Raw genomic sequence first — 21,893 nt, 5'->3', positions numbered from 1 at the left:
ACTGGTGATCGATCCGCGAGCCCACCGACGACCGGAGGCAGTCCAGTGACCGATCCCCGCCTCGACCATCTCGTTTACGCCGTGCCCGACCTTCTGGGCGGCGTGGCCGACTTCGCCGAGCGCACCGGGGTCGCCCCGGCGGTCGGCGGCCGCCACCCCGGCGGCACCGCCAACTACCTGGTCGGCTTCGGCGAGAGCTCCTACCTGGAGATCATCGGCCCCGATCCGGAAGCCGCGGCCGACCTCCAGCGCCCCATCTTCGACCTGGCGACCCTCTCCGAACCGCGGCTCATCACCTGGGCCGTGCGCTCCGCCGACCTCGACAAGTCCGTTCGGCAGGCCCGCGAGCAGGGCTACGACCCCGGCGACATCGAGCCGCTGTCCCGGCGCACCCCCGACGGCACCCTGCTGGAGTGGCGGCTCACCAGGCGAGAGGATCCCGAGCCGGTCCAGCCGGTGCCGTTCCTCATCGACTGGGGCGGCACCACCCGTCCCGCAGGGCTGCCCCGGCTGGGCCTGTCCGCCTTCGGCGCCGTCCACCCGGAGCCCGGCGCGCTCCGCCGCGATCTGGCCGCACTGGGCGTCGAGCTGGACGTCACCGAGGGCCCGGAGATCGCGTTGCGGGCGGTGCTCGACACCCCGCTCGGCCCCGTGACCCTGACCTAGGCTCGCATTCCGTTGGCCTGATCGCGGGCTAGCCGCAACAATGGCTCGATGGCTGACACTACGGAGACCGACTGGGTCTCCAGGTTCGCGGATGAGGTGATCTCCGAGGCGGAGCGTCGCGCCCCGGGCAAACCGATCGTCTGCGCCTCGGGATTGAGCCCGTCCGGGCCGATCCATCTGGGCAATCTGCGGGAGGTCACGACCCCTCACCTCGTCGCCGACGAGATCCGCCGCCGCGGCCACGACTGCGTCCACCTGCTGTCGTGGGACGACTACGACCGCTTCCGCAGGGTGCCGACGGGCATCGACCCGTCGTGGGCCGAGCACATCGGCAAGCCCCTGACCTCGGTGCCCGCCCCTCCGGGCAGCCCGTACGCGAGCTGGGCCGAGCACTTCAAGGCGCCGATGATCGAGGCGCTGGCCGAGCTCGGCGTCGCCTACACCGGCATCAGCCAGACCGAGCAGTACACCGCCGGCACCTACCGCGAGCAGATCCTGCTCGCCATGCGCGAACGGGAGCGGATCAACGCGGTCCTGGCCCGCTACCGCACCAAGGAGACCAAGGAGGGCAAGGAGGCCAAGGAGGCCAAGGAGGCCAAGGAGGCGGCCGACTACTACCCCTACAAGCCCTACTGCGAGCTGTGCGAGCGGGATCTCACCACGGTCACCGCCTACGACGACGACAGCACCGAGCTGGCCTACACCTGCGAGTGCGGGTTCGGCGAGACCGTGCGCCTGGCCGAGCACGACCGCGGCAAGCTGGTGTGGAAGGTCGACTGGCCGATGCGCTGGGCGTATGAGGGCGTGGTGTTCGAGCCCTCGGGCGTCGACCATCACTCCCCCGGCTCGGCCTGGATCGTCGGTGGGCAGATCGTGGGCGAGGTGTTCGGCGGCGAGCGGCCGATCGGCCCGATGTACGCCTTCGTCGGCATCACCGGCATGGCCAAGATGAGCAGCTCCAAGGGTGACGTGCCGACCCCGGCCGACGCCCTGGAGATCATGGAGGCGCCGGTGCTGCGCTGGCTGTACGCGCGGCGCAAGCCGGCCCAGTCCTTCAAGATCGCCTTCGACCAGGAGATCCAGCGGCTCTACGACGAATGGGACAGCCTCGGCCGCAAGGTCGCCACCGAGACCGCCCAGCCCGCCGAACTGGCCGCCTACGAGCGGGCCGTGCGCACGTCCGAGGGTCCGCTGGCCGCCACGCCGCGCCCGGTCCCCTACCGGACCCTCGCCTCCATCGTCGACATCACCACGGGCGACGACGACCAGACGCTGCGCATCCTGCGCGACCTCGACGGCGAGCTCACCTCGCTCGACGAGGCCCGCCCCCGGCTCGACCGCGCCCAGCGCTGGATCGACACCCAGGTCCCCGCCGACCAGCGCACCCGCGTACGCGAGTCACCCGACACCGAGCTACTGGCCACACTCGACGAGGCCGACCGCGACTCACTCCGGCTACTGGTCGACGGCCTCGACGAACACTGGTCACTCGACGGCCTGACCACACTGGTGTACGGCGTACCGAAGGTCCAGGCCGGACTGGTGCCAGACGCCAAGGCGACCCCCGAACTGAAGACGGCCCAACGCGCCTTCTTCGCCCTCCTCTACCGCCTCCTGGTAGGCAACGACACGGGACCACGCCTCCCCACCCTGCTCCTGGCCGTGGGCGCCGACCGGGTGAGGAAGCTGGTGGGCGTGTGAGTCGGCGCAGGCGAAGCTGACGGAGGCCTCCTGGCACCTGCGAGTGGCCAAGCCCTGAGGACGGCCGGGGTCAAGAGTGCGCACGTCACGGCGCCCAGCCCCGTAAACCTCAGGAGCGTGCCCCTGGACAGAGGCCGGCCCCGCCCAGAAGGGTGGGGCTGGCCCCATGCTGGCCGTAACAGAAGAAAGTCACTTGCGGCCAGCACGCGGGGGACTGGGGCGTTCAGGAGGGAGGACTTCTACAGACGTCTTGCGGATGTGGTCGTAGACCAGGGAGGTGCGGACGTCGGCGATGTTGCGGTGCCGGGAGACGTGGTCGAGCACGAAGTCGCGCAGGTGCCCCGTGTCGCGCACGGCCACCTGGATGATGAAGTCGTCGCCCCCCGACACCACGAAGATCGCCAACGTCTCCGGGAGCGCGGCCACGTAGTCGCGGAACCCCTCCACCGCCTCGCGGATCTTGGGATGCAGCCGTACGTGGATGAGCGCCTGCACCGGGCGGCCGATGGCGGCCAGGTTGACCTCGGCGTGGAAGCCTTCGATCACGCCGTGGCCGCGCAGTGACCGCACCCGTTCGAGGCAGGTCGAGGGCGCGATGCCGATCCGTTCGGCGAGCTCGCGGTTGGTCTGGCGGCCGTCGCGCTGCAACTCGACGACGATGGCCGTATCAAGTTCGTCCACGCCCACATATTGCCACGAATCTCCGAATTTTCTTCGGAATCAGAGTCGTCGTGTTGTTGGTACAGCGGGATACGTGCCACCTTTCCCTCATAAGTTCGGAGGAGGAAGGACCTCGGATGACCATGCTCGCCGGCTGGATCGACAGCCTCGACCATCGAAGCGACCTGCCCACCCGGGAGCTCCCGGTGAAATGGGTGATGGTGATGGACCGCGACCTGCCCCGCGGCCTCCAGGCCAACGCCGCCGCCTGCCTCGCCGCGTCCGTCGGCCGTACGGTGCCCGCCATCCTCGGTTCGGGCGGCACCGACGCCGCCGGCCACCAGCACGCGGGGCTGCCGTGGATCGGCTGCACAGTGCTGGCCGCGCCCGCCGCGATCGTCAGCCGGCTGCGGGCCGAGGCCGCCGCCGAACCCGAACTGGTCGTCACCGACATGGCGGCCATCGCCCAGCGGACCAACGTCTACGACGAGTACTTGGCCGAACTCGCCCGGACGGAGGAGCCGCCTTACTACGCCGTCAGCCTCCTCGGCCCGCGCGCGACGGTGGAGCGCCTCACCGGACGACTCCCTTTGCTGCGCTGAATGTCCGGACATATACATACATCAGAGAGCAGTGCAAGGGGCTGTCAAGCGGCTTGCATGCGGGAAAGCGCACCTTCAGGGCATGAACAAGCCCTTCGCCGTGAGCGTCACTGTCGTCGTTCCTGCGATGAACGAGGCCGGCAATCTCCCCCACGTCTTCGCGACGCTGCCTACCTGGATCGACGAAGTAGTCCTCGTCGACGGCAACTCGATTGACAACACTGTCGCCGTGGCCCGGCGACTCCGGCCCGACCTGCGCGTCGTCGCGCAGACGGGACGTGGCAAAGGCAACGCCCTCATCGAGGGTTTCACGGCGGCACGCGGCGACATCATTGTCATGATCGACGCCGATGGGTCGACCGACGGCGGAGAGATCTTCTCCTTCGTCAGCGCGCTGGTTCAAGGCGCCGACTTCGCCAAGGGCTCCAGGTACGCACCCGGCGGTGGCTCCGACGACATCAGCCCGCTCCGGTCGCTCGGCAACAAGGTCCTCACGGGTCTGACGAACCTGCTGTACGGCACCCGCTACACGGACCTGTGCTACGGCTACAACGCGTTCTGGGCCCACCACCTCGATGCGCTGGCGCTGGACTGCGACGGTTTCGAGATCGAGACACTGATGAACGTACGAGCCGCCCAGGCCGGACTCCGCATCCGCGAGGTACCCAGCCACGAGCACTCCCGCATCCACGGCGAGAGCAACCTGCACGCCGTACGCGACGGCTGGCGCGTACTGAAGACGATCCTCCGTGAGCGCACCCGCGGGGCGATGGCCGCGCAGGCCCAGGTGGCGCTCGCCGAGTGAACGGTGACATTCTCGGATCATGCGTTACATAGTCATCGGAGCAGGGGCAGTCGGCGGCACCATCGGAGCACGGTTGTACCAGGGCGGGCACGAAGTCGTGCTGGTCGCGCGCGGCGCCCACTACGAGGCGCTGAAGAACGGCGGCCTGCGTTTCTTCACCCCCGACTCGAGCGAGACCCTGGACGTGCCCGTGGCCGACGGCCCCGTCCCGACGCGTGACGACGACGTGCTGATCGTGGCCACCAAGTCACAGGACACGATCAGCGCGCTCGACCCGTGGCCCAGGCACCTGCCGGTGGTGTGCGCCCAGAACGGCGTCGACAACGAGCGGATGGTCCTGCGGAGGTTCGAGCGCGTTTACGGCATGTGCGTGTGGCTGCCCGCGACGCACATCGAGCCCGGAACGGTGGCCGCCCACGGCCACCCGTACTCCGGCATGCTGCATGTCGGACGTTATCCACAGGATGTGGATGAAGTCTCGCAGCAGCTCGTCACCGACCTCAACAAGAGCTGGATGGCCGGGCTCGACGCGCCCGACGTCATGCGCTGGAAGTACGGCAAGCTGCTCAGCAACCTGGGCAACGCGGTCGACGCGCTCTGCGGGCGCGACCCCGGCCTCGAGTCGCTGCACGAGCAGACCAGAGCCGAGGGCATGGCCGTCCTGGAAGAGGCGGGCATCGCCTACCCCACGCCGGGCGAGCAGGCGGAGGTCCGCGGCAACAAGGTGGACCCCCGGCCGATCGACGGCTTCGAACGCGGCGGCGGATCCTCATGGCAGAGCCTGGCCAGGTCCACCGGCTCGATCGAGGCCGACTACCTCAACGGCGAGATCGTACTGCTCGGCCGCGAGTACGGGATCCCAACCCCGGCCAACGAGGTGCTCCAGCGCGAGGCCAACCGCTACGCCCGCGAGAAGCTGCCGCCCCGGTCGATGCCGGTCACCGAACTGACCGCGCTCATCGACGAGCGTTCCGCAGCCGTATCCCGCTGAACTTCATCGTGCTGGCCGTCACCTCGTTCCAGAACGGCCAGAGGTTGTCCAGCACGCGCAGCTGGATCCCGGCCTCCTCGTGCAGGTCCAAGAGATCCGGCACCGGCTCCGCGGGGCCGAGCGGCGTCACCGGCACCTCGGCCACGAGCGCGTGGCCGTCGTCGCCGATGACGCGGAACGGGCCGGCCGGCAGCCGGTAGGCGTACAGGCTGACGTCCATGAGCGCCTTGAGCCAGCCGTACTCGATGGCGTGCACCCGATCGCCGCAGCCCGCGCCGATGATCCGGTCGGCGTCGGCCGCGGTGGTGGCGGCCCCTTTCCAGGCCATCGCCCGCGGGCAGGCCCGCGGGAACCAGTAGTCGGGACAGCGGTCGTGACCGACCGCCCAGACGTACGGCTCACGCATCGCGGAGGTCGGCGCGACGTGCGGCACGAACAGCTCGATCGTCGGGTCTTCGGAGAAGTGCAGCACCTGGCCGGGCTCGGGTCTCATGAACGCCATGATGGCCGCAAACCCCTATGAGAACGGGGATGGCGCGGCATACTCCGTCCGCGTCTGGGCAGTGGGGACTCGCTCTGACAACAGGGAGTGAGCTGAAATGATCTTGCTGGGTCTGGTCCTGGTCCTGCTCGCTGGTGGCGCCATCGCCCTGGTCGCTTCTGAAGAGACCGCCAGGTACATTCTGTTCGGCTATACGTTCGAATTCGATTCCCTCGGCATGTTCATCGCCGGTGCCGTGACCGCGGCGGTTCTGCTGCTGGGCATCGCGATGATCAGCTCCGGCTCCCGCCGGACGGCCACCCGCCGCCGCCAGGCGCGCGTGGCGCGGGCCGAGGCCTCCAGCCGGGTGGCCCGGCTGGAGGAAGAGAAGCGCGAGCTGCAGCGGAAGCTGGAGCACGAGCACGAGACTCAGCCCGTGCCCCGGCCCGAGCCCCAGTCCGAGCCGGCCGACCGCCTCGTGGCCGGCGGCGTCGAGGACCCCAGGCGGCGGTAACGGCAGCGCATCTGAGTGCGGCCGGCGCGAGGGTGCCAGGGGTCCTCGCGTCGGCCGACGCCAGAAATCCCGATAAAAGTGGGTGTACTGTGCGAGGCGATCTCATCATGCCTCCGGAGGTCGCATGCCCCCCACGCGTGGCCGTCCCATCGCCATCAAGCTCCTCGTCCTGCTGATCGTCCCGCTCACGTCACTGGTCGGCCTGTGGGCGTTCGCGGCCACCCTGACCGGCGGCGACGGCCTGCGCCTGCTGGCGATCAACGAACTGGTGACGAACCTGGCCGACCCGTCCGAGCAGATCAACGTCGAGCTCCAGAGCGAGCGGCTGGCCTCCATCGAGTTCCTGGTGACCAGGCGCGGCGCCGATCAGCTCGCCAAGCAGCGCATCCGGACCGACGAGGCCGTCGCGGACTTCCGCGGGCGGGCCGGCGAGCAGGACGTCTCGTCCGGGATGGCCAACCAGCTCAGAGCCCTGTACGACCGGCTCGACCAGCTACCCGGGATCCGGCGCCAGGTCGACGGCGCGAGCCCCACCCCGCTCGACGTGATCGACGGCTACAGCGAGATCGCCGACGCCTCCTTCCGCATGTACGACGCCATGATCCTCATGCCCGACATGGCGCTCTACCGGCAGGCGCGGGCGGTCACCATGCTCGGCGAGGCCAAGGACCTGCTGTCCAGAGAGCGGGCGCTCATCATCGTGCTCCTGGCCAGGGGCAAGGTGAGCACCCTTGAGCGCCGGGAGTTCACCGGCATGGTCGCCACCAGGCGGCTCCTCTACACCCAGGCGCTGTCCCATCTCGACCCGGGGCTGCGCGGGCCGTACGAGCAGCTGATCTCCTCGCCCGCCTACCGCGAGTTCCTTGAGGCGGAGGACGCCATCACGGGCCAGGCCACCAAGAACGGCCTGCCCGCCACGGCGGCCACCTGGCCCATCGACGCGAGCAACGTGTGGACGGTCGTCGAGCGCGACCAGCTGCAGGCCGTACGGGGGATCACGCAGCGCGTCACACCCGCGGCCGTCAACGTGCTGATCAAGATCGGCGTGGCGGGCGGCGTCGGCCTGATCGCCGTACTCGCCTCCGTCCTGCTCTCGCTCCGCTTCCGCGGCCGCCTGGTCCGCGAGCTCGCCGGGCTCCGCGACGCCGCCACCGAGCTGGCGGAGGTACGGCTGGTGGCGCTGGTCAAGCGGCTGCGCACGGACGTCGGCCCGCCGACGCCCGACGAGCTGCCCACGCTGGAGGTGAAGGCGGAGACCAGCGAGGTGCATGACATCGTGCAGGCGTTCAACAACGTGCAGTCCACCGCCGTGGCGACCGCGCTGAGCCAGGCCAGGCTGCGGCACGGCGTCAGCCAGGTCTTCGTCAACCTGGCCAGGCGCAACCAGACCCTGCTGCACCGTCAGCTGCTGCAGCTCGACAGCATGGAACGCGGCGCGGAGGAGCCCGAGACGCTCGAAGACCTGTTCAAGCTCGACCACCTCACGACCCGCATGCGCCGGCACGCCGAGAGCCTCATCATCCTGTCCGACCAGGCGCCGGGGCGCGGCTGGCGCAACCCCGTGCCGATCCACGACGTGCTGCGCGCGGCGGTGGCCGAGGTCGAGGAGTACCCGCGGGTCGAGGTACTGCAGCCGCCGCCCGTCTCCCTGGTCGGCCAGGCGGTCACCGACGTCGCTCACCTGATGGCCGAGCTGATCGAGAACGCCACCCTCTTCTCGCCGCCGCAGACCCGGGTGGACCTGCGGACGACGATCACCCCGCACGGGGTGAACGTCGAGATCGAGGACCGCGGTCTCGGCCTGACCAGGGAGGAGCTCGACGAGCTCAACACGCGGCTGGCCGAGATGCCGGAGTTCGACCTGGCGCAGAGCGATCGGCTGGGGCTGTTCGTGGTGGCCAGGCTGGCCGCCAGGAACGGGATCAAGGTCGCGCTCGGCGCCTCGCCGTACGGGGGGCTGACCGCGATCGTCAGCCTCCCCGCCGACCTGCTGGCCGACCTGCCGGTCCCTGCCTGAGGCGAGACGCTCAGAGCTCCAGGAACGGGTCGCTGAAGTGCGCGGTGGCGAGCACCGCGCGCTCGGCCCGCAGCCCGCCGAGCACCTCGGCACGCGTGGCGGCCGCCTTCACGGGGTCGTCGTCGTAGAGGTAGTGAACGCTCGGATCGGCGAGCTGCGCCGGATGCAGCACCAGGTCGCCGGTCATCGCCAGCTCGCCCAGCCGGACGATCTGGTGACCAGGGGTGTGCCCCGCCGCCAGATGGACGTGCACGCCCGGCGCGACCTCGGCATCGCCGTCGACGACCTGTAGCTGCCCCTTGATCGGGGTGAGGATCTGATCGAGCATCGCGCCCTGGGCCGCGTCGGCCTCGGCCTGCTGCAGAACGTACCTGGCGTTCTCGAACAGCGGGCGGCCGTCCACGACCGCGCCACTGGCGTGGTCGCTGTGCAGGTGGGTGAGGATCACGGTGCCGATCTCGGCCGGATCCACTCCGGCGGCCGCCAGCTCACCGGGCAGAGTTCCCGGCACCGGCGCCCAGCTCGACGCCGGTGAGTCCGCGCCACCGATGCCGGTGTCGACGAGCGTGACCCGGCCCGCCGGGTCACGCAGCAAATAGCAGTGAAAGTGCAGGATCCACGGCCCGTCCGCGAGCCCTCCCCCCGGGAACATCTCGGTGAGCGGGCGGCGGATCGTCGGTCCCATGGGACCCACGGCGTCGCAGAGAGGCGTCACCTCGACGCCGGAGATCGTACGCGGCTTGTGCGGCATTCGCCCAGACTAGGCGGCCACGCGCTGGCGCGGAACGTACTCGTTCTCGAGGTCCGCGGCGTAGACGGCGCGGCAGCAGTGCGCGCACCGGTACATGATCGGGCCCTCGTCGAGCTCGTTGTCACACCGCGGGCAAAGGGTGCTGGTCTTCATCATCGTGATCCCCCAAGGAGTCGTGTCTCTATGAAAGCCTCATCGGATTGCAGTGGCCCTGCATCCCGCTTGACAGGATGCCGGTGCGTTGATGGGCGATCTGTGTCGTCGTGCACACCAGCTGCGGTAATTCGCAGCACTCCGTGCCGAGAAGAACATTGTTACGTCGCGCTCCGCGCGCCGAGGCGGAAGACGCGAGAACCCCCCGGGAATAGCCCATGAGGGCTAGGTGTTGTATGGGCCGGAACGTGTGATACGTTGCCAGCGGCGTTGAGCTTCTTGCTCCGCCACTTCCCCCATCGCCCCGCCCGGATTCTCGGGCCAGGCTCATTCTTCACTCGCCGGTTTCTTCGGCGTTGCCCTCGAGGAGGGTTCATCATGTCTGTTCAAACCATTCCCAAACCGCGCGCCGCCGCGCCCACTCGACAGGTCACCGGCCTGCTCGACATCCGGGAGAAAGGCGCCTTCATTCGCGCGGGGCACCTGCCCGGCCCGGATGACACCCGCTTGCCGCCCGACCGGGTCAAGCAGTTCGGCCTGCGCCCCGGCGACCAGGTCGTCGCCACCGTCGCGGGTGGCAAGCTGATCGAGATCGAGTCCGTCAACGGCACCACCGAGTGGCGGCACCGTCCGCACTTCGCCGACCTGACGCCGATCCATCCCACCGAACGCCTCCGCATCGAGACGGAGTCGCTCAGCACTCGCGTCATCGACCTGTTCGCGCCCATCGGCAAGGGCCAGCGCGGGCTCATCGTGGCCCCGCCCAAGGCCGGCAAGACCATGGTCATGCAGGCGCTCGCGGCGGCCATCGCGCGTAACCACCCGGAGACGCACCTCATGGTCGTGCTCGTCGGGGAGCGCCCCGAAGAGGTCACGGAGATGCGCGCCTCCATCCAGGGCGAGGTCTTCTACTCCACCTTCGACCATCCCGACCGCGACCACACCGCGATCGCCGAGCTGGCCATCGAGCGCGCCAAGCGGCTCGTGGAGAACGGCCAGGACGTCGTCCTGCTGCTCGACTCGCTGACCCGGCTCGGGCGCGCGTACAACAACCTGGCCCCCAGCGGTGGCCGCGTGCTCACCGGTGGCATCGACGCCACGGCCCTCTACCCGCCGAAGCGCTTCTTCGGCTCCGCGCGAAACGTGGAGGGCGGCGGCTCCCTGACGATCCTGGCCACCGTGCTGGTGGACACCGGGTCGCGCATGGACAACAGCCTGTACGAGGAGTTCAAGGGCACCGGGAACATGGAGCTGCACCTGGCCCGCGACCTGGCCGAACGCCGCCTCTTCCCGGCCGTGGACCTGGGCATATCCGGGACCCGCCGCGAGGAGATCCTGCTACCGGCCGGTGAGCGGCAGGTGGTCTGGGAGCTCCGCCGGATGCTCACCGCACTCGACCGGCAGCAGGGACTGGAACTGCTGGTCGGCAAGCTCCGCGAGACACCGTCCAACGCGGCCTTCCTGCTCCAGGCCAGCGCCTGACCCAGTGCCTGTGCCGGATCTTGCGTATATCGCCCGGCACCCATTCTTGTACGACATACACCTTCGGGCGTGACTCCACCGCCCACCCTCTCCTTTGTCAGCCCGTCCTACCGGTGGCGCGTCAAGTGCCCGGCGACCGTGAGAATGGGCGCATGCTGGCTGACATCGTCGAATACCTGGCCTGCCCGGTCTGTGCGCATGAGATGCGGTTGGCGGGTGACACGCTGCGCTGCGCCGAGGGCCACGCGTTCGACGTGGCCAAGCAGGGCTACGTGAGCCTGCTGGTCGGGTCGCGGACGCCGGGGACGGCTGACAGCGCGGCGATGGTGGCGGCACGGGCCGAGTTTCTGGGAGCCGGACACTACGCTCCGCTCGCCGACGCTCTCGCCGAGAGTGTGCGGTTGCGGATACAGAGCGCCAATGGCCGGGAAGGCGACGCTTTCCGTAGGGATAGGTTCTCAGCACTGCCGGACGCGGCGGCTGAGAAGGCGTACCGTAGTGCCGCAGTGGCTCGCGAGGCGGGGTCGGCGCGGCAGGAGGCCGGCCACGCGGAGGAGCCGGTGATCGTTGATGCCGGAGCCGGGACCGGTTACTACCTGGCGACGGTGCTGAGAGCGGTGGACCGTGGCATCGGGATGGCATTCGACGTGTCCAAACACGCTGTGCGGCGGGCGGCTCGGGCGCACCCGAGGGTGGGGGCCTTCGTGGCCGATGTGTGGCGGCCGTTGCCCATCAGGGACGGGGTGGCCGACATAGTGATCGACGTGTTCGCGCCCCGCAACGGCCCCGAGTTCCGCCGCATTCTGCGGCCCGGCGGCGTGGTGGTCGTCGTGACGCCCGCTCGGGCGCATCTGAGCCCGCTCGTCCAGGAGCTGGGGCTGCTCTCGGTTGACGAGGAGAAGGAACGGCGACTGGCCAGGAGCCTTGCGGGGTTCGAGGAGGCCGACCGGCGGATGGTCGAGTTCGACCTGGAGCTGGATCCCGGCGAGATCGCCGGGGTGGTGGGGATGGGGCCGAGCGCGTGGCACACTGAGGCGACCGAGCTGGCGAACCGGATTTCGAGCTTTCTCTCTCGGGATACCGCGAAAAAGCGAGAAAAAGTGGTGGCTACGGCTGCGTTCCATCTGTCTATCTTCGAGGCGTCACCATGATCAAGGGCTGTTCCTTGACGGACATCTGGGACTCGTGTTAATGATGGGGCATTTAGTCCGAAATTCCCCCACATTCTCGGAGTATTTCCGCGAGACAGGCGCAATACTGGACGGCAACCCACGCCCAGAGGCGGGGTGAGAGAGGGAGGGGGGCGCGCCGGATGAAGGCCGAGGAACGCTGGCAGGCCAGGTTCCGGGCGTCACGCATGACGTTGCCGTCCTGGGCGCGGCTGGCCCCGAGCCGTTCCATCTATCGCTCCAACGCCACCGGCACCTGGGAGGTCTACGCCTGGGACCGCGCCAGTGGCGCCAACCGCCAGGTGACCGACAGACCGAAGGGCACCGCCCACGCCGCGATCGATCCCACCGGCCAATGGATCTACTGGTTCGCCGACACCGAGGGCGACGAGTTCGGCCTGTGGTGGCGCCAGCCGTTCACCGGCGGCCCCGACGAGCCGGTCGCCCACGACCTCGGCCCCGGCCAGCCGGGTGGCATCGCCCTGTCCACGGCGGGCGTCGCGGCGATCAGCCTGGCCAGCGAGGGTTCGTTCAGGATCCATCTGGTACGGCCCGGCGAGCCGTCCCGCCTGCTCTACGAGCACGCCGAGGCGGCCTGGGTAGCCGACATGTCCCTCGACGGCGCACTTATCGCGATAAATCATGCGGAGTACGGCGACTTCCGTCATCCGGCGCTCCGTGTCGTCCGCCCCAACGGCGAGGCCGTCGCCGAGCTCTACGACGGCCCCGACAAGGGCGTGATCGGCCTCAGGTTCGCCCCGGTGCCGGGCGACCGCCGCATGCTCGCCCTGCACGAGCGCCGCCAGCGCCAGGAGCCCCTGGTCTGGGACCCGGTGACCGGCGAGCAGCGCGAGATCTGGATGAAGGACTCCGGCGAGCTGACCGCGGACTGGTACGACGACGGCCGCGGCCTGCTGATCACCCGCGACAATCGCGCCCGCAGCTACCTGCACCGCTACGACCTCGCGGGCGGCGGCCTGACCCTGCTGGAGACGCCGCACGGCGTGATCGACGCGGCGGGCCCGCGCCCCGGCGGCAACGTCGAATACTCGTGGTCCAGCGCCTCCCGCCCGCCGGTGATCCGCTCCAGCAACGGCCAGGTCGTGCTCAACCCCAGCGGCCCCTCGGCGCCGCCGAGCGTCCCGGTCGAAGACCTCGACGTGCCCGGCCCCGGCGGCCGGATCCACGCGCTGGTCTCCCGGCCCGAGATCGGGGCCGCGCCCTACCCCACCGTGTTCCTGCTGCACGGCGGCCCGACAATGCACGACCGCGACGCCTTCTCCCCCGAGGTCGCGGCCTGGGTGGACGCCGGTTTCGCGGTGGTGCGGGTGAACTACCGAGGTTCGACCGGTTACGGCACGGCCTGGCGCGACGCGCTCCACAGCGACGTCGGCCACATCGAGCTGGCCGACGTCGCCGCCGTACGCGAGCACGTCGTCGAGCGCGGCATCGCCGACCCCACCAGGATGCTGCTGGCGGGCACCGCCTGGGGCGGCTACCTCACGCTGCTCGGCCTCGGCACCCAGCCCGAGCTGTGGACGGCCGGCATCGCGGCGGTGCCGATCGCCTGCCACCAGACCTCCTACGAGGACGAGGCCGAGAGCCTGCGCGCCTACCACCGTGCGCTGCTGGGCGGCTCGCCCGACGAGCAGCCCGAGCGCTACGCCGCCAGCTCCCCCATCACCTACGTGGACCGGGTGGAGAGCCCGGTGCTGATCCTGGCCGGCGAGAACGACAGCCGGTGCCCGCTACGGCAGATAGAGAAGTACGTGGCGAAACTGGCCGAGCATGGCCGGGAGCACGAGGTGTACGCCTACGACGCGATCCGCGGTTCCCTGGTCATGTCCGAACGGATCGCGCAAATAGCACTACAGCTTGAATTCGCCCGCAAGCACGTAAACCCGCTCTGATAATCGACTACTTGCAAAGTCACTTAGTCAACATCGGGAAATAGGTTCAGCGGGCCCGGAGGACGACGATCGCCAGGTCGTCCGCGCTCGGCTCCGTGGCGAAGTCGGCCGCCCCCCTGCGGATCCGCTCCGCCACGGCGCGGGCCGACAGCCCGGCGCACTCGGCGAGCAGTTTGGCCAGACCACCGTCGTCGTCGAGCAGCCGCCCGCCCGAGCGCCGCTCCGTCACCCCGTCGGTGACCGCCAGCAGCACGTCACCGTGGTCGAGATGCAGCGTGTCGGCCTCGAACACCACCTCGTGGAAGACGCCGAGCAGCGACTGCGGGGTCGTCACCGTCTCGACCACGCCGCTCGGCTTGAGCCGCAGCGCCTCCGGATGACCGGCCGACACGAGGCGTATCTCCAAGCCGGTCGCCACCGGCGTGATGTCGCCGTGCAGCAGGGTGAGGAACCTGGCCCGTTCGCCCTCCTCCAGGATCGCCTGGTTGAGCCGGCCGAGCACGGCCGCCACTCCGTAGCCCTCGCGGGCGAGCAGGCGCAGGGTGTGGCGGGCGAGGCCCGTCACGGCGGCGGCCTCCGGGCCGGTGCCGCACACGTCGCCGATCGCGAACCGCCACGAGTCGTCGCCGGCCTTGAACAGGTCGTAGAAGTCGCCGCCGACCTCGTTGGCCTCGCCGGCCGGCTCGTAGACGACGCCGTAGTCGAGGCCGGGCACCTCGGGCTCGTTCGGCGGCAGCAGGCTGCGCTGGAGCGCCCGGTTGGCCGCGGCCTGCTGCGCGTAGACGCGGGCGTTGTCGGTGGCCAGCGCCGCCCGCCGGCCGATGTCCTCGGCGAACTGGATGACCTCGTCGGTGAAGCGGTCGGGCCGGCCCAGGCACATCATGCCCAGGCCCCGGCCGCGCGCGGTCAGGGGGACCGCGAGCACCTGCGAGTCGGCCAGGTGGATGGTGGAGGTGACCCGGGCGTCGGCGATCATCGCATCCATGTCGCCGAGTTGCTCGCGCAGCCCGTCGATCCTGGCCTCGTCGGCGTGCCAGAGGTAGACCAGCCGCAGCGGACCGACAGCGGTGTCAGAGGTGTAGACGGCGCACCAGCTCGCCAGCCGCGGCACCACGATCTGGGCGATGATGGCGGGCACCATGTCGGGGTCGAGAGTGCCCGCGAGCAGGTCACTGGCGTCGGCCAGGAACCCCAGCCAATGCGGCCCCCTGGCGCTCTCCTCCAGCCACTCGGATGACACTTTGTCCGTAGAGCCGGGTAGCGTGAGTCTTGCCCAATGGACACGAGACTCGCCCGCGAAGGTGATGCCCCACTCCTCTACCCCCACGGACGGAGCCTTCGGGTCGCCGTGTGAGCTGCTCCGCTGTCTCAACTCGACCTGCACGGCATCGCCGAAGTGCTTCCAGATGACTTCGAACGGCTCGTCTATCGCCTGTTCGGCCAGGTCAGCGGCGACCTGCTCGGCCACATGCAGCACACTGCCGACTGCCCACGCGGTCAGGACCTCACGGGTGAACCTCATCGCAGCCGTCACAGCGGTGTCGCCGGGCGCGAACGTGGCGGCCAACACCGCATGGGGAGTACCAGTCATCGCAACGTGCCTACCACACTTCCTGGTGGCTTGGGGTAAATCCAAGGGACGGGACTAGGAGCTACTCATCGTGACAGACTTGTACCTACTCGCGGTGGCACCCCGGGAGTGAAGGAGGTCCCATGACAACGGCCAAGGCCGCATTGAGCTCTGAGGAGAGGACTTACACCGAGTCGGATCTCGTCCCGATCCTAGAGACCCTGTTCTCCTGGCGAGACGGCGATTTCCGCCGCCGGGTCCCCCATGCCCCGGCCGGCATCCTCAGTGAGGTGCGGTTGCTGCTCAACGAAGTGGCCGACCGTCGCGAACACCTCGCCAATGAGTTGGTGCGCGTACGCAAGGAAGTTGTCAAGGAGGGCCGGTTCGGCGAGCGACTGACGCCGGGGCCGGGGGTCGGCGCCTGGGCGGAGAGCGTCGAGTCGGTCAACATGTTGATCGACGCCCTGGTGAGCCCGGTGAGCGGCGCCGCAGACGTGATCGACGCGGTGGCCAAGGGCGACCTGTCGCGGCGGATCGATCTCGACCGCTCGGCCCGCGGCGAGGTACGCCGTCTGGGCAAGGCGATCAACGGCATGGTCGACCAGCTCGCGCTGTTCAACTCCGAGGTCACCAGGGTGGCCCGGGAGGCCGGCACCGAGGGCCGGCTGGGCGGCGGCGCCAACCTGCGCGGCATGTCCGGTAGCTGGCGCGACCTCACCGAGGCCGTCAACACGATGTCCTCCCGCGTGGCCGCGCAGGTGCGTGACATCGCGGTCGTGACCACCGCCGTGGCCAAGGGCGACCTGAGCCGCAAGGTGACGGTCGACGCCGTGGGCGAGATGTTCGAGCTGAAGAACACCGTCAACACGATGGTGGACCAGCTCTCCGGCTTCGCCGAGGAGGTCACCCGAGTCGCCCGCGAGGTCGGCACCGAAGGCCAGCTCGGCGGCCAGGCCCAGGTGACGGGCGTCTCCGGGGTCTGGAAGGACCTGACCGACAACGTCAACTTCATGGCCAACAACCTCACCAGCCAGGTACGCAGCATCGCGACCGTGGCGACGGCGGTGGCCCAGGGCAACCTGTCGAAGAAGATCACCGTCGACGCCGAGGGCGAGATCCTCCAGCTCAAGGACACCCTCAACACGATGGTCGACCAGCTCTCGTCCTTCGCCGACGAGGTGACCCGCGTGGCCCGCGAGGTCGGCACCGAGGGCAAGCTGGGCGGACGCGCCGAGGTGAAGGGCGTGTCGGGCGTCTGGAAGGACCTCACCGACAACGTCAACTCCATGGCGTACAACCTCACCTACCAGGTACGCAACATCGCCCAGGTGACGACGGCCGTGGCCAACGGCGACCTCACCCGCAAGATCGACGTGGACGCCCAGGGCGAGATCCTGGAGCTCAAGTCCACCATGAACACGATGGTCGAGCAGCTGTCGTCGTTCGCCTCCGAAGTGACCCGGGTGGCCCGCGAAGTGGGCACCGAGGGACAGCTGGGCGGCCAGGCACAGGTACGCGGCGTCTCCGGGGTCTGGAAGGACCTCACCGAGAACGTCAACTCGATGGCCAACAACCTGACCTCCCAGGTGCGCCAGATCGCGGCGGTCTCGTCCGCGGTGGCCCAGGGCAACCTGTCGAGGAAGATCACCGTCGACGCCCAGGGGGAGATCCTCCAGCTCAAGGACACCCTCAACACCATGGTCGACCAGCTCTCGTCCTTCGCCGACGAGGTGACCCGCGTGGCCCGCGAGGTCGGCACGCAGGGCCAGCTCGGCGGCCAGGCACGGGTGCAGGGCGTGTCGGGCGTCTGGAAGGACCTCACCGACAACGTCAACTTCATGGCCAACAACCTGACGTACCAGGTGCGCAACATCGCCGAGGTGACCACCGCGGTCGCCAACGGCGACCTCACCCGCAAGATCGACGTGGACGCCCAGGGCGAGATCCTGGCACTCAAGACGACCATCAACCGGATGGTCGACCAGTTGTCGTCGTTCGCCTCCGAGGTGACCCGAGTCGCCCGCGAAGTGGGCTCGGAAGGCCGGCTGGGCGGCCAGGCGCGGGTCGAGGGCGTGGAGGGCACCTGGAAGCGGCTCACCGAGAGCGTCAACGAGCTGGCCGGCAACCTCACCACCCAGGTACGCGCGATCGCCACCGTGACCAGCGCCGTGGCCAGGGGCGACCTGACCCGCTCGATCGCCGTCGAGGCGCAGGGCGAGCTGGCGGAGCTCAAGGACAACATCAACTCGATGGTGGCCAACCTCCGCGAGACCACCCAGGCCAACCAGGAACAGGACTGGCTCAAGTCCAACCTGGCCCGCATCTCCCGGCTCATGCAGGGCCACCGCGACCTGTTCGAGGTGGCCAAGCTGACGATGAGCGAGCTGACACCGCTGGTGTCGGCCCGCTATGGCGCCTTCTACGGCGTCGATCCCGAGGGCGAGCACGAGCTGCTGCTGATCGGCGGCTACGGCGTACGCCCCGACCGCGGCCCGCGTCAGCGCTTCGCGGTCGGCGAGGGCATCGTCGGCCAGGCCGCGGCCCAGGGCCGGCACATCGTCCTCGACGACGTGCCGCCGCGGTTCATCACCATCGACAGCGGCCTCAGCCAGTCGACGCCCGCGCAGATCGTCGTACTCCCGATCCTGTTCGAGAACCGCGTCCTGGGCGTGCTGGAGTTGGCCTCGTTCACCCCGTTCGGCGAGGTGCATCTCGACTTCCTGACCCAGCTCGTCGAGACCATCGGCGTCACGATGAACACCATCATCGCCAACTCGCGCACCGAGGACCTGCTGACGGAGTCGCAGCGACTCACCCGCGAGCTGCAGGAACGCTCTGACGAGCTGCAGCGCCAGCAGGAGGAGCTGCGCAGGTCCAACGCGGAGCTGGAGGACAAGGCGGCGCTGCTGGCCAAGCAGAACCGCGCCATCGAGATCCAGAACTTCCAGATCGAGCAGGCCCGCCGCACGCTGGAGGAGCGCGCCGAGCAGCTGGCCGTGTCCTCGCGCTACAAGTCCGAGTTCCTCGCGAACATGTCCCACGAGCTGCGCACGCCGCTCAACAGCCTGCTCGTGCTGGCCAAGCTGCTGACCGAGAACGCCGAGGGCAACCTCACCTCGCAGCAGGTCGAGTTCGCCAGGACGATCCACGGCGCGGGGTCGGCGCTGCTCCAGCTGATCAACGACATGCTCGACCTGTCCAAGGTCGAGGCGGGCCGGATGGACATCCATCCGATCCAGGTGTCGCTGCCGAAGATGGTCGATCTCCTGGAGGCGGCGTTCGCACCGCTCGCCCAGGACAAGGGGCTGGCCTTCGCGGTCGAGGTGGACAACGACGTGCCGCAGGAGCTGCGCGCCGACGAGCAGCGGCTGCAGCAGGTGCTGCGCAACCTGCTGTCCAACGCGGTGAAGTTCACGCCGAAGGGCGAGGTCAAGCTACGGGTCACGCCCGTCCCTGCCGGGGTCGAGTTCGACGACGACACCCTGCACGGCGCCCACGACCTGCTGGCCTTCCAGGTGATCGACACCGGCATCGGCATCGCGCCCGACAAGCGCGAGGTCATCTTCGAGGCGTTCAGGCAGGCAGACGGCACCACCAGCCGTAAGTACGGCGGCACCGGGCTGGGCCTGTCGATCTGCCGCAAGATCGCCCTGCTGCTCGGCGGTGAGATCCACGTCGACAGCGAGCTGGGCAAGGGGAGCACGTTCACCCTCTACCTGCCGGCCTCCTACACGGGCCCGCTCGCGGAGGTCGAGAGCGGCATCGAGCGCAGGCAACTGCTCTCCGTGCCGGTCGAGGAGCCGACGGCCGCGCTGCACGAGCCGCCGATCCCGCTCGACCTGCCGCTGCCCGAGCTGATCGAACCGCCCGCCGAGACCAGCCAGTGGCACGGCGACGACCCGCTCAACGGCGCGAAGATCCTCATTGTCGACGACGACATCCGTAACGTGTTCGCCCTGACCAGTGTTCTCGAACGGCACGGCTCCACCGTCGTCTACGCTGAAAACGGCCGCGAAGGAATCGAGCAGCTCGAACGGAACGAGGACGTCGCTCTCGTGCTGATGGACATCATGATGCCGGAGATGGATGGCTGGGCCACCACTTCGGCCATCAGGCGCATGCCCCAGTTCGCCGATCTCCCGATCATCGCGCTGACCGCCAAGGTCATGCGGGGCGATCGCGAGAAGAGCATCGCCTCGGGTGCCTCCGACTACGTGCCCAAGCCCGTCGACGTCGACCGGCTGCTCGAACGCCTGCGCGGCTGGCTCGGCCGAGGGCGATCCACTGGCGAGTCATCAGCCGAAGGGGCGTGATCGATGCCTGATCGTGCCAAGATCCTCCTGGTCGACGACCGCGAGGAGAATCTGATCGCCCTTGAGGCCATCCTCAGCTCGCTCGACCTGGTGCCCGTACGCGCCAGGTCCGGCGAGGAGGCGCTCAAAGCGCTGCTCAACACCGAGTTCGCGCTCATCCTGCTCGACGTACGGATGCCGGGCATGGATGGGTTCGAGACCGCCGCCCACATCAAGCGGCGGGAGCGGACCAGGAACATCCCGATCATCTTCCTCACCGTGGTCGACAGCGCGCCCGACTACGCCTTCCGCGGCTACGCGGCGGGCGCCGTCGACTACCTGACCAAGCCGTTCGACCCGTGGGTGCTGCGGGCCAAGGTGTCGGTCTTCTCCGAGCTGTACAACATGAACAAGCGGCTGGCCGAGCAGGCTTCGATGCTGCGCGAGCGGCTGACCGCCGAGCTGCCGCCGGGCGCGGGCGACCAGTCGGCGATCCTGCCCGAGCTGTCCCGGCGGCTGACGGCGGCGGAGGACGAGCTGGCCAGAGTACGGGAGTTGGCGCGCAAGACGCCGGACCCGGGGGTGGCGGCCCCGCTCTCCGACCTCGCCGACCGGCTCGCCCACCTCCGCGCCGGTTTCGACGCCCTGTCGTGAATTCGCCCCACGGCCGGTCAACAGGTTGTGGATAAGAGGGCGCTCCGGATGTGGCGGTCGTCGCCGGGGCGCGCCCTGCCGTCCGTACTGGAGCGCTGAGGCCGGACTGTCCGTGTACGAGGCGTCTCAGGCCGGCGGCGCGGGCGCCAAGTCGTCCGTACGAGGCGCGGAGACCAGTACGGCAATCCCACCGGCCCCTCCAGCCGCAGGGGCCTCAGGCTGGTGCCTGGCCGCGCCTGGCTAGTGCCTGGCGCGCTCCAACGCGTCCCAGAAGCCGCGACGCAGCGCGTGGCGGACCTCGTCGTGCAGCAGGAAGTCGATCGGCAGCGACGAGCCCTGCAGCAGGCGGGCCTCCAGATCGGAGGGCATCCGTGGCTTGCGCGCCAGCACGGCCTCCAGCCACAGGGCCGGAGCGTCGCGGGCCACGGACTCGCCGAAGTCGTGCCCTTCCCGGTGGGCGGCCTTGACGGCGTCGGACAGCGTGGTGGCCCCGCCCGTGGCGGCCGAGGGCTGCTGGGAGACGGGCGCGGGCTGCGGGCCGGTGTAGGCGCCGAGCTGCGAGGGCTGGTAGGTGCCGTTGGACGGCGAGTTGAACTGCCCGGTCGTCGGCGCCTGCGACTGCTGCGGGATCGGCCCGGTCACCGGAGCCGCCGACGGCGGGTCGGGCTGGTAGTCGGAGTAGGCGGGCAGCGACGGCTGTGGCGACTGACGGCGCCCCACCGACGGCGGCATGCCGTTGGCGCGCGTCGAGTTGGCGGAGTGGCCGCCCCCGCTCGACTCGGCGGGCGGCAGTTCCCGCTGCGCGTGGCCGCCGTGGCCGTTGCTGACCGGCTGGTGGTGGCCGTTGGTCACCTCGATGGCGCCGGTCACCAGGTTGACGTAGGGGCGCAGGTGAACGCCGCCCAGCTCGATGAGGTCGTCGCTCTCCTGGGTGAGCGAGCGGGCGACGGCCCAGCCGCCGTCGGTCGCGATGTGCACGACGGTCACCCTGATGCCGAGGTCCTGCGCGTCGCAGACCACCTGGGCCAGGTCCTCGTCACCGCTGACCACGACGGCGTCGCAGATGGCGCTGTTTCGGGCGAGCGTCATCAGGTCGCGGTGAACCTGGGCGTCCACGCCTTCGCGCCGTCCTGGACGGATGCGCGAGAGGCGGAGCTTGAGACCGGGGATGTCGGCGAGCACGTCGTGCTCTGGCGTGCGACGTCCTTCGACGGTCGCCTCGTACCAGTAGCACCGCAGCAGCGGCAGCCCGGTGCGTTCGCGCGAGAGGCTTGACATGAGCTGCAACAGCCCTGGATAGTCCCAGGCCACGGCTTCACGATGGCGGGTCCCATGCACGGCCATCGCGCCGTCGGCCAGCAGATAGCCAGCGTCCACGAACAGCGCGCAGCGATCCACTGACACGGCCCCTTTCCTGGTGGTCCGACCTAGCAGACTCGTGCACCGTCAGAGCCGGACGCGGCGGCCCTGTCTCA

General features: G+C 69.4%; 18 protein-coding genes. 12 read left to right on the top strand and 6 right to left on the bottom strand.

Translation table 11 applies throughout. The features are described 5' to 3' along the window. The first annotated feature begins 45 nt into the window (after positions 1–45). Together ACGFNP_RS12070 and lysS are read left to right on the top strand one after the other, a co-directional pair. Positions 46–666, top strand: a complete 621-nt coding sequence (locus ACGFNP_RS12070; RefSeq protein ID WP_393317604.1) for a VOC family protein — start codon at positions 46–48, stop codon at positions 664–666. Positions 667–714: 48 nt separating this feature from the next. Then, positions 715–2,367, top strand: a complete 1,653-nt coding sequence (gene lysS, locus ACGFNP_RS12065; RefSeq protein WP_393317601.1) for a lysine--tRNA ligase — start codon at positions 715–717, stop codon at positions 2,365–2,367. A gap of 189 nt (positions 2,368–2,556) precedes the next feature. On the opposite strand, the gene ACGFNP_RS12060 is transcribed toward lysS, so the two are convergent. Beyond that, on the bottom strand, positions 2,557–3,048 hold the full coding sequence (locus ACGFNP_RS12060; RefSeq protein ID WP_308127296.1) for an Lrp/AsnC family transcriptional regulator: 492 nt from the start codon (positions 3,046–3,048) through the stop codon (positions 2,557–2,559). Between the two features lie 116 nt (positions 3,049–3,164). Here ACGFNP_RS12060 and ACGFNP_RS12055 point away from each other — a divergent pair, with 116 nt between their 5' ends. The 3 genes from ACGFNP_RS12055 to ACGFNP_RS12045 all read left to right on the top strand — a co-directional run bounded on the left by ACGFNP_RS12055 (position 3,165) and on the right by ACGFNP_RS12045 (position 5,425). After that, on the top strand, positions 3,165–3,629 hold the full coding sequence (locus ACGFNP_RS12055; protein WP_393317598.1) for a DUF2000 domain-containing protein: 465 nt from the start codon (positions 3,165–3,167) through the stop codon (positions 3,627–3,629). A gap of 82 nt (positions 3,630–3,711) precedes the next feature. Next, positions 3,712–4,434 (top strand): glycosyltransferase family 2 protein, encoded by a 723-nt coding sequence (locus ACGFNP_RS12050; RefSeq protein WP_358339217.1) that lies wholly within the window; start codon positions 3,712–3,714, stop codon positions 4,432–4,434. A 19-nt stretch (positions 4,435–4,453) separates the two neighbouring features. After that, positions 4,454–5,425, top strand: coding sequence for a ketopantoate reductase family protein (locus tag ACGFNP_RS12045; protein ID WP_393317594.1), 972 nt, complete (start codon positions 4,454–4,456; stop codon positions 5,423–5,425). Here the strand turns inward: ACGFNP_RS12045 and ACGFNP_RS12040 are convergent. Then, positions 5,391–5,918: a DUF6886 family protein gene (locus ACGFNP_RS12040; RefSeq protein WP_358339211.1), complete on the bottom strand. Its 528-nt coding sequence runs from the start codon at positions 5,916–5,918 to the stop codon at positions 5,391–5,393. The two genes, ACGFNP_RS12045 and ACGFNP_RS12040, sit on opposite strands and share 35 nt — an antisense overlap. A gap of 106 nt (positions 5,919–6,024) precedes the next feature. On the opposite strand from ACGFNP_RS12040, the gene ACGFNP_RS12035 reads away from it, so the two are divergent. Then, entirely contained in the window at positions 6,025–6,420 is a 396-nt protein-coding gene (locus ACGFNP_RS12035) for a hypothetical protein (RefSeq protein WP_393317590.1), read from the top strand. 124 nt (positions 6,421–6,544) lie between these two features. Then, a complete protein-coding gene (locus tag ACGFNP_RS12030; RefSeq protein WP_358339205.1) occupies positions 6,545–8,437 on the top strand; it encodes a nitrate- and nitrite sensing domain-containing protein in 1,893 nt (630 codons plus the stop codon). A 10-nt stretch (positions 8,438–8,447) separates the two neighbouring features. On the opposite strand, the gene ACGFNP_RS12025 is transcribed toward ACGFNP_RS12030, so the two are convergent. Both ACGFNP_RS12025 and ACGFNP_RS12020 read right to left on the bottom strand, forming a co-directional pair. Further along, on the bottom strand, positions 8,448–9,188 hold the full coding sequence (locus ACGFNP_RS12025) for an MBL fold metallo-hydrolase (RefSeq protein WP_393317587.1): 741 nt from the start codon (positions 9,186–9,188) through the stop codon (positions 8,448–8,450). A 9-nt stretch (positions 9,189–9,197) separates the two neighbouring features. Further along, a complete protein-coding gene (locus ACGFNP_RS12020; RefSeq protein ID WP_393317584.1) occupies positions 9,198–9,341 on the bottom strand; it encodes a hypothetical protein in 144 nt (47 codons plus the stop codon). Between the two features lie 378 nt (positions 9,342–9,719). Here ACGFNP_RS12020 and rho point away from each other — a divergent pair, with 378 nt between their 5' ends. The 3 genes from rho to ACGFNP_RS12005 all read left to right on the top strand — a co-directional run bounded on the left by rho (position 9,720) and on the right by ACGFNP_RS12005 (position 13,902). Next, positions 9,720–10,823 (top strand): transcription termination factor Rho, encoded by a 1,104-nt coding sequence (rho, locus tag ACGFNP_RS12015; RefSeq protein WP_393317581.1) that lies wholly within the window; start codon positions 9,720–9,722, stop codon positions 10,821–10,823. A gap of 152 nt (positions 10,824–10,975) precedes the next feature. Continuing rightward, positions 10,976–11,974, top strand: coding sequence for a putative RNA methyltransferase (locus tag ACGFNP_RS12010; protein ID WP_393317578.1), 999 nt, complete (start codon positions 10,976–10,978; stop codon positions 11,972–11,974). A 161-nt stretch (positions 11,975–12,135) separates the two neighbouring features. Further along, on the top strand, positions 12,136–13,902 hold the full coding sequence (locus ACGFNP_RS12005; protein ID WP_393317575.1) for a S9 family peptidase: 1,767 nt from the start codon (positions 12,136–12,138) through the stop codon (positions 13,900–13,902). Between the two features lie 46 nt (positions 13,903–13,948). Here ACGFNP_RS12005 and ACGFNP_RS12000 read toward each other — a convergent pair whose 3' ends face one another. Then, positions 13,949–15,493: a GAF domain-containing SpoIIE family protein phosphatase gene (locus tag ACGFNP_RS12000; RefSeq protein WP_358339188.1), complete on the bottom strand. Its 1,545-nt coding sequence runs from the start codon at positions 15,491–15,493 to the stop codon at positions 13,949–13,951. Positions 15,494–15,615: 122 nt separating this feature from the next. On the opposite strand from ACGFNP_RS12000, the gene ACGFNP_RS11995 reads away from it, so the two are divergent. Then, the gene (locus ACGFNP_RS11995) at positions 15,616–19,785 is read left to right on the top strand and encodes a HAMP domain-containing protein (protein ID WP_358339185.1); all 4,170 of its coding nucleotides are present in this window, start codon (positions 15,616–15,618) and stop codon (positions 19,783–19,785) included. A gap of 3 nt (positions 19,786–19,788) precedes the next feature. Further along, positions 19,789–20,418, top strand: a complete 630-nt coding sequence (locus ACGFNP_RS11990; RefSeq protein WP_393317571.1) for a two-component system response regulator — start codon at positions 19,789–19,791, stop codon at positions 20,416–20,418. A 240-nt stretch (positions 20,419–20,658) separates the two neighbouring features. On the opposite strand, the gene ACGFNP_RS11985 is transcribed toward ACGFNP_RS11990, so the two are convergent. Then, complete coding sequence (locus tag ACGFNP_RS11985; RefSeq protein WP_393317568.1) at positions 20,659–21,822, bottom strand: NYN domain-containing protein; 1,164 nt, start codon at positions 21,820–21,822, stop codon at positions 20,659–20,661. Between the last annotated feature and the right edge of the window lie 71 nt (positions 21,823–21,893).

The organism is Nonomuraea sp. NPDC049269 (assembly GCF_043197155.1).
Classification (GTDB): Bacteria; Actinomycetota; Actinomycetes; order Streptosporangiales; family Streptosporangiaceae; genus Nonomuraea.
This window is presented reverse-complemented; position numbering and strand designations above follow the sequence as displayed.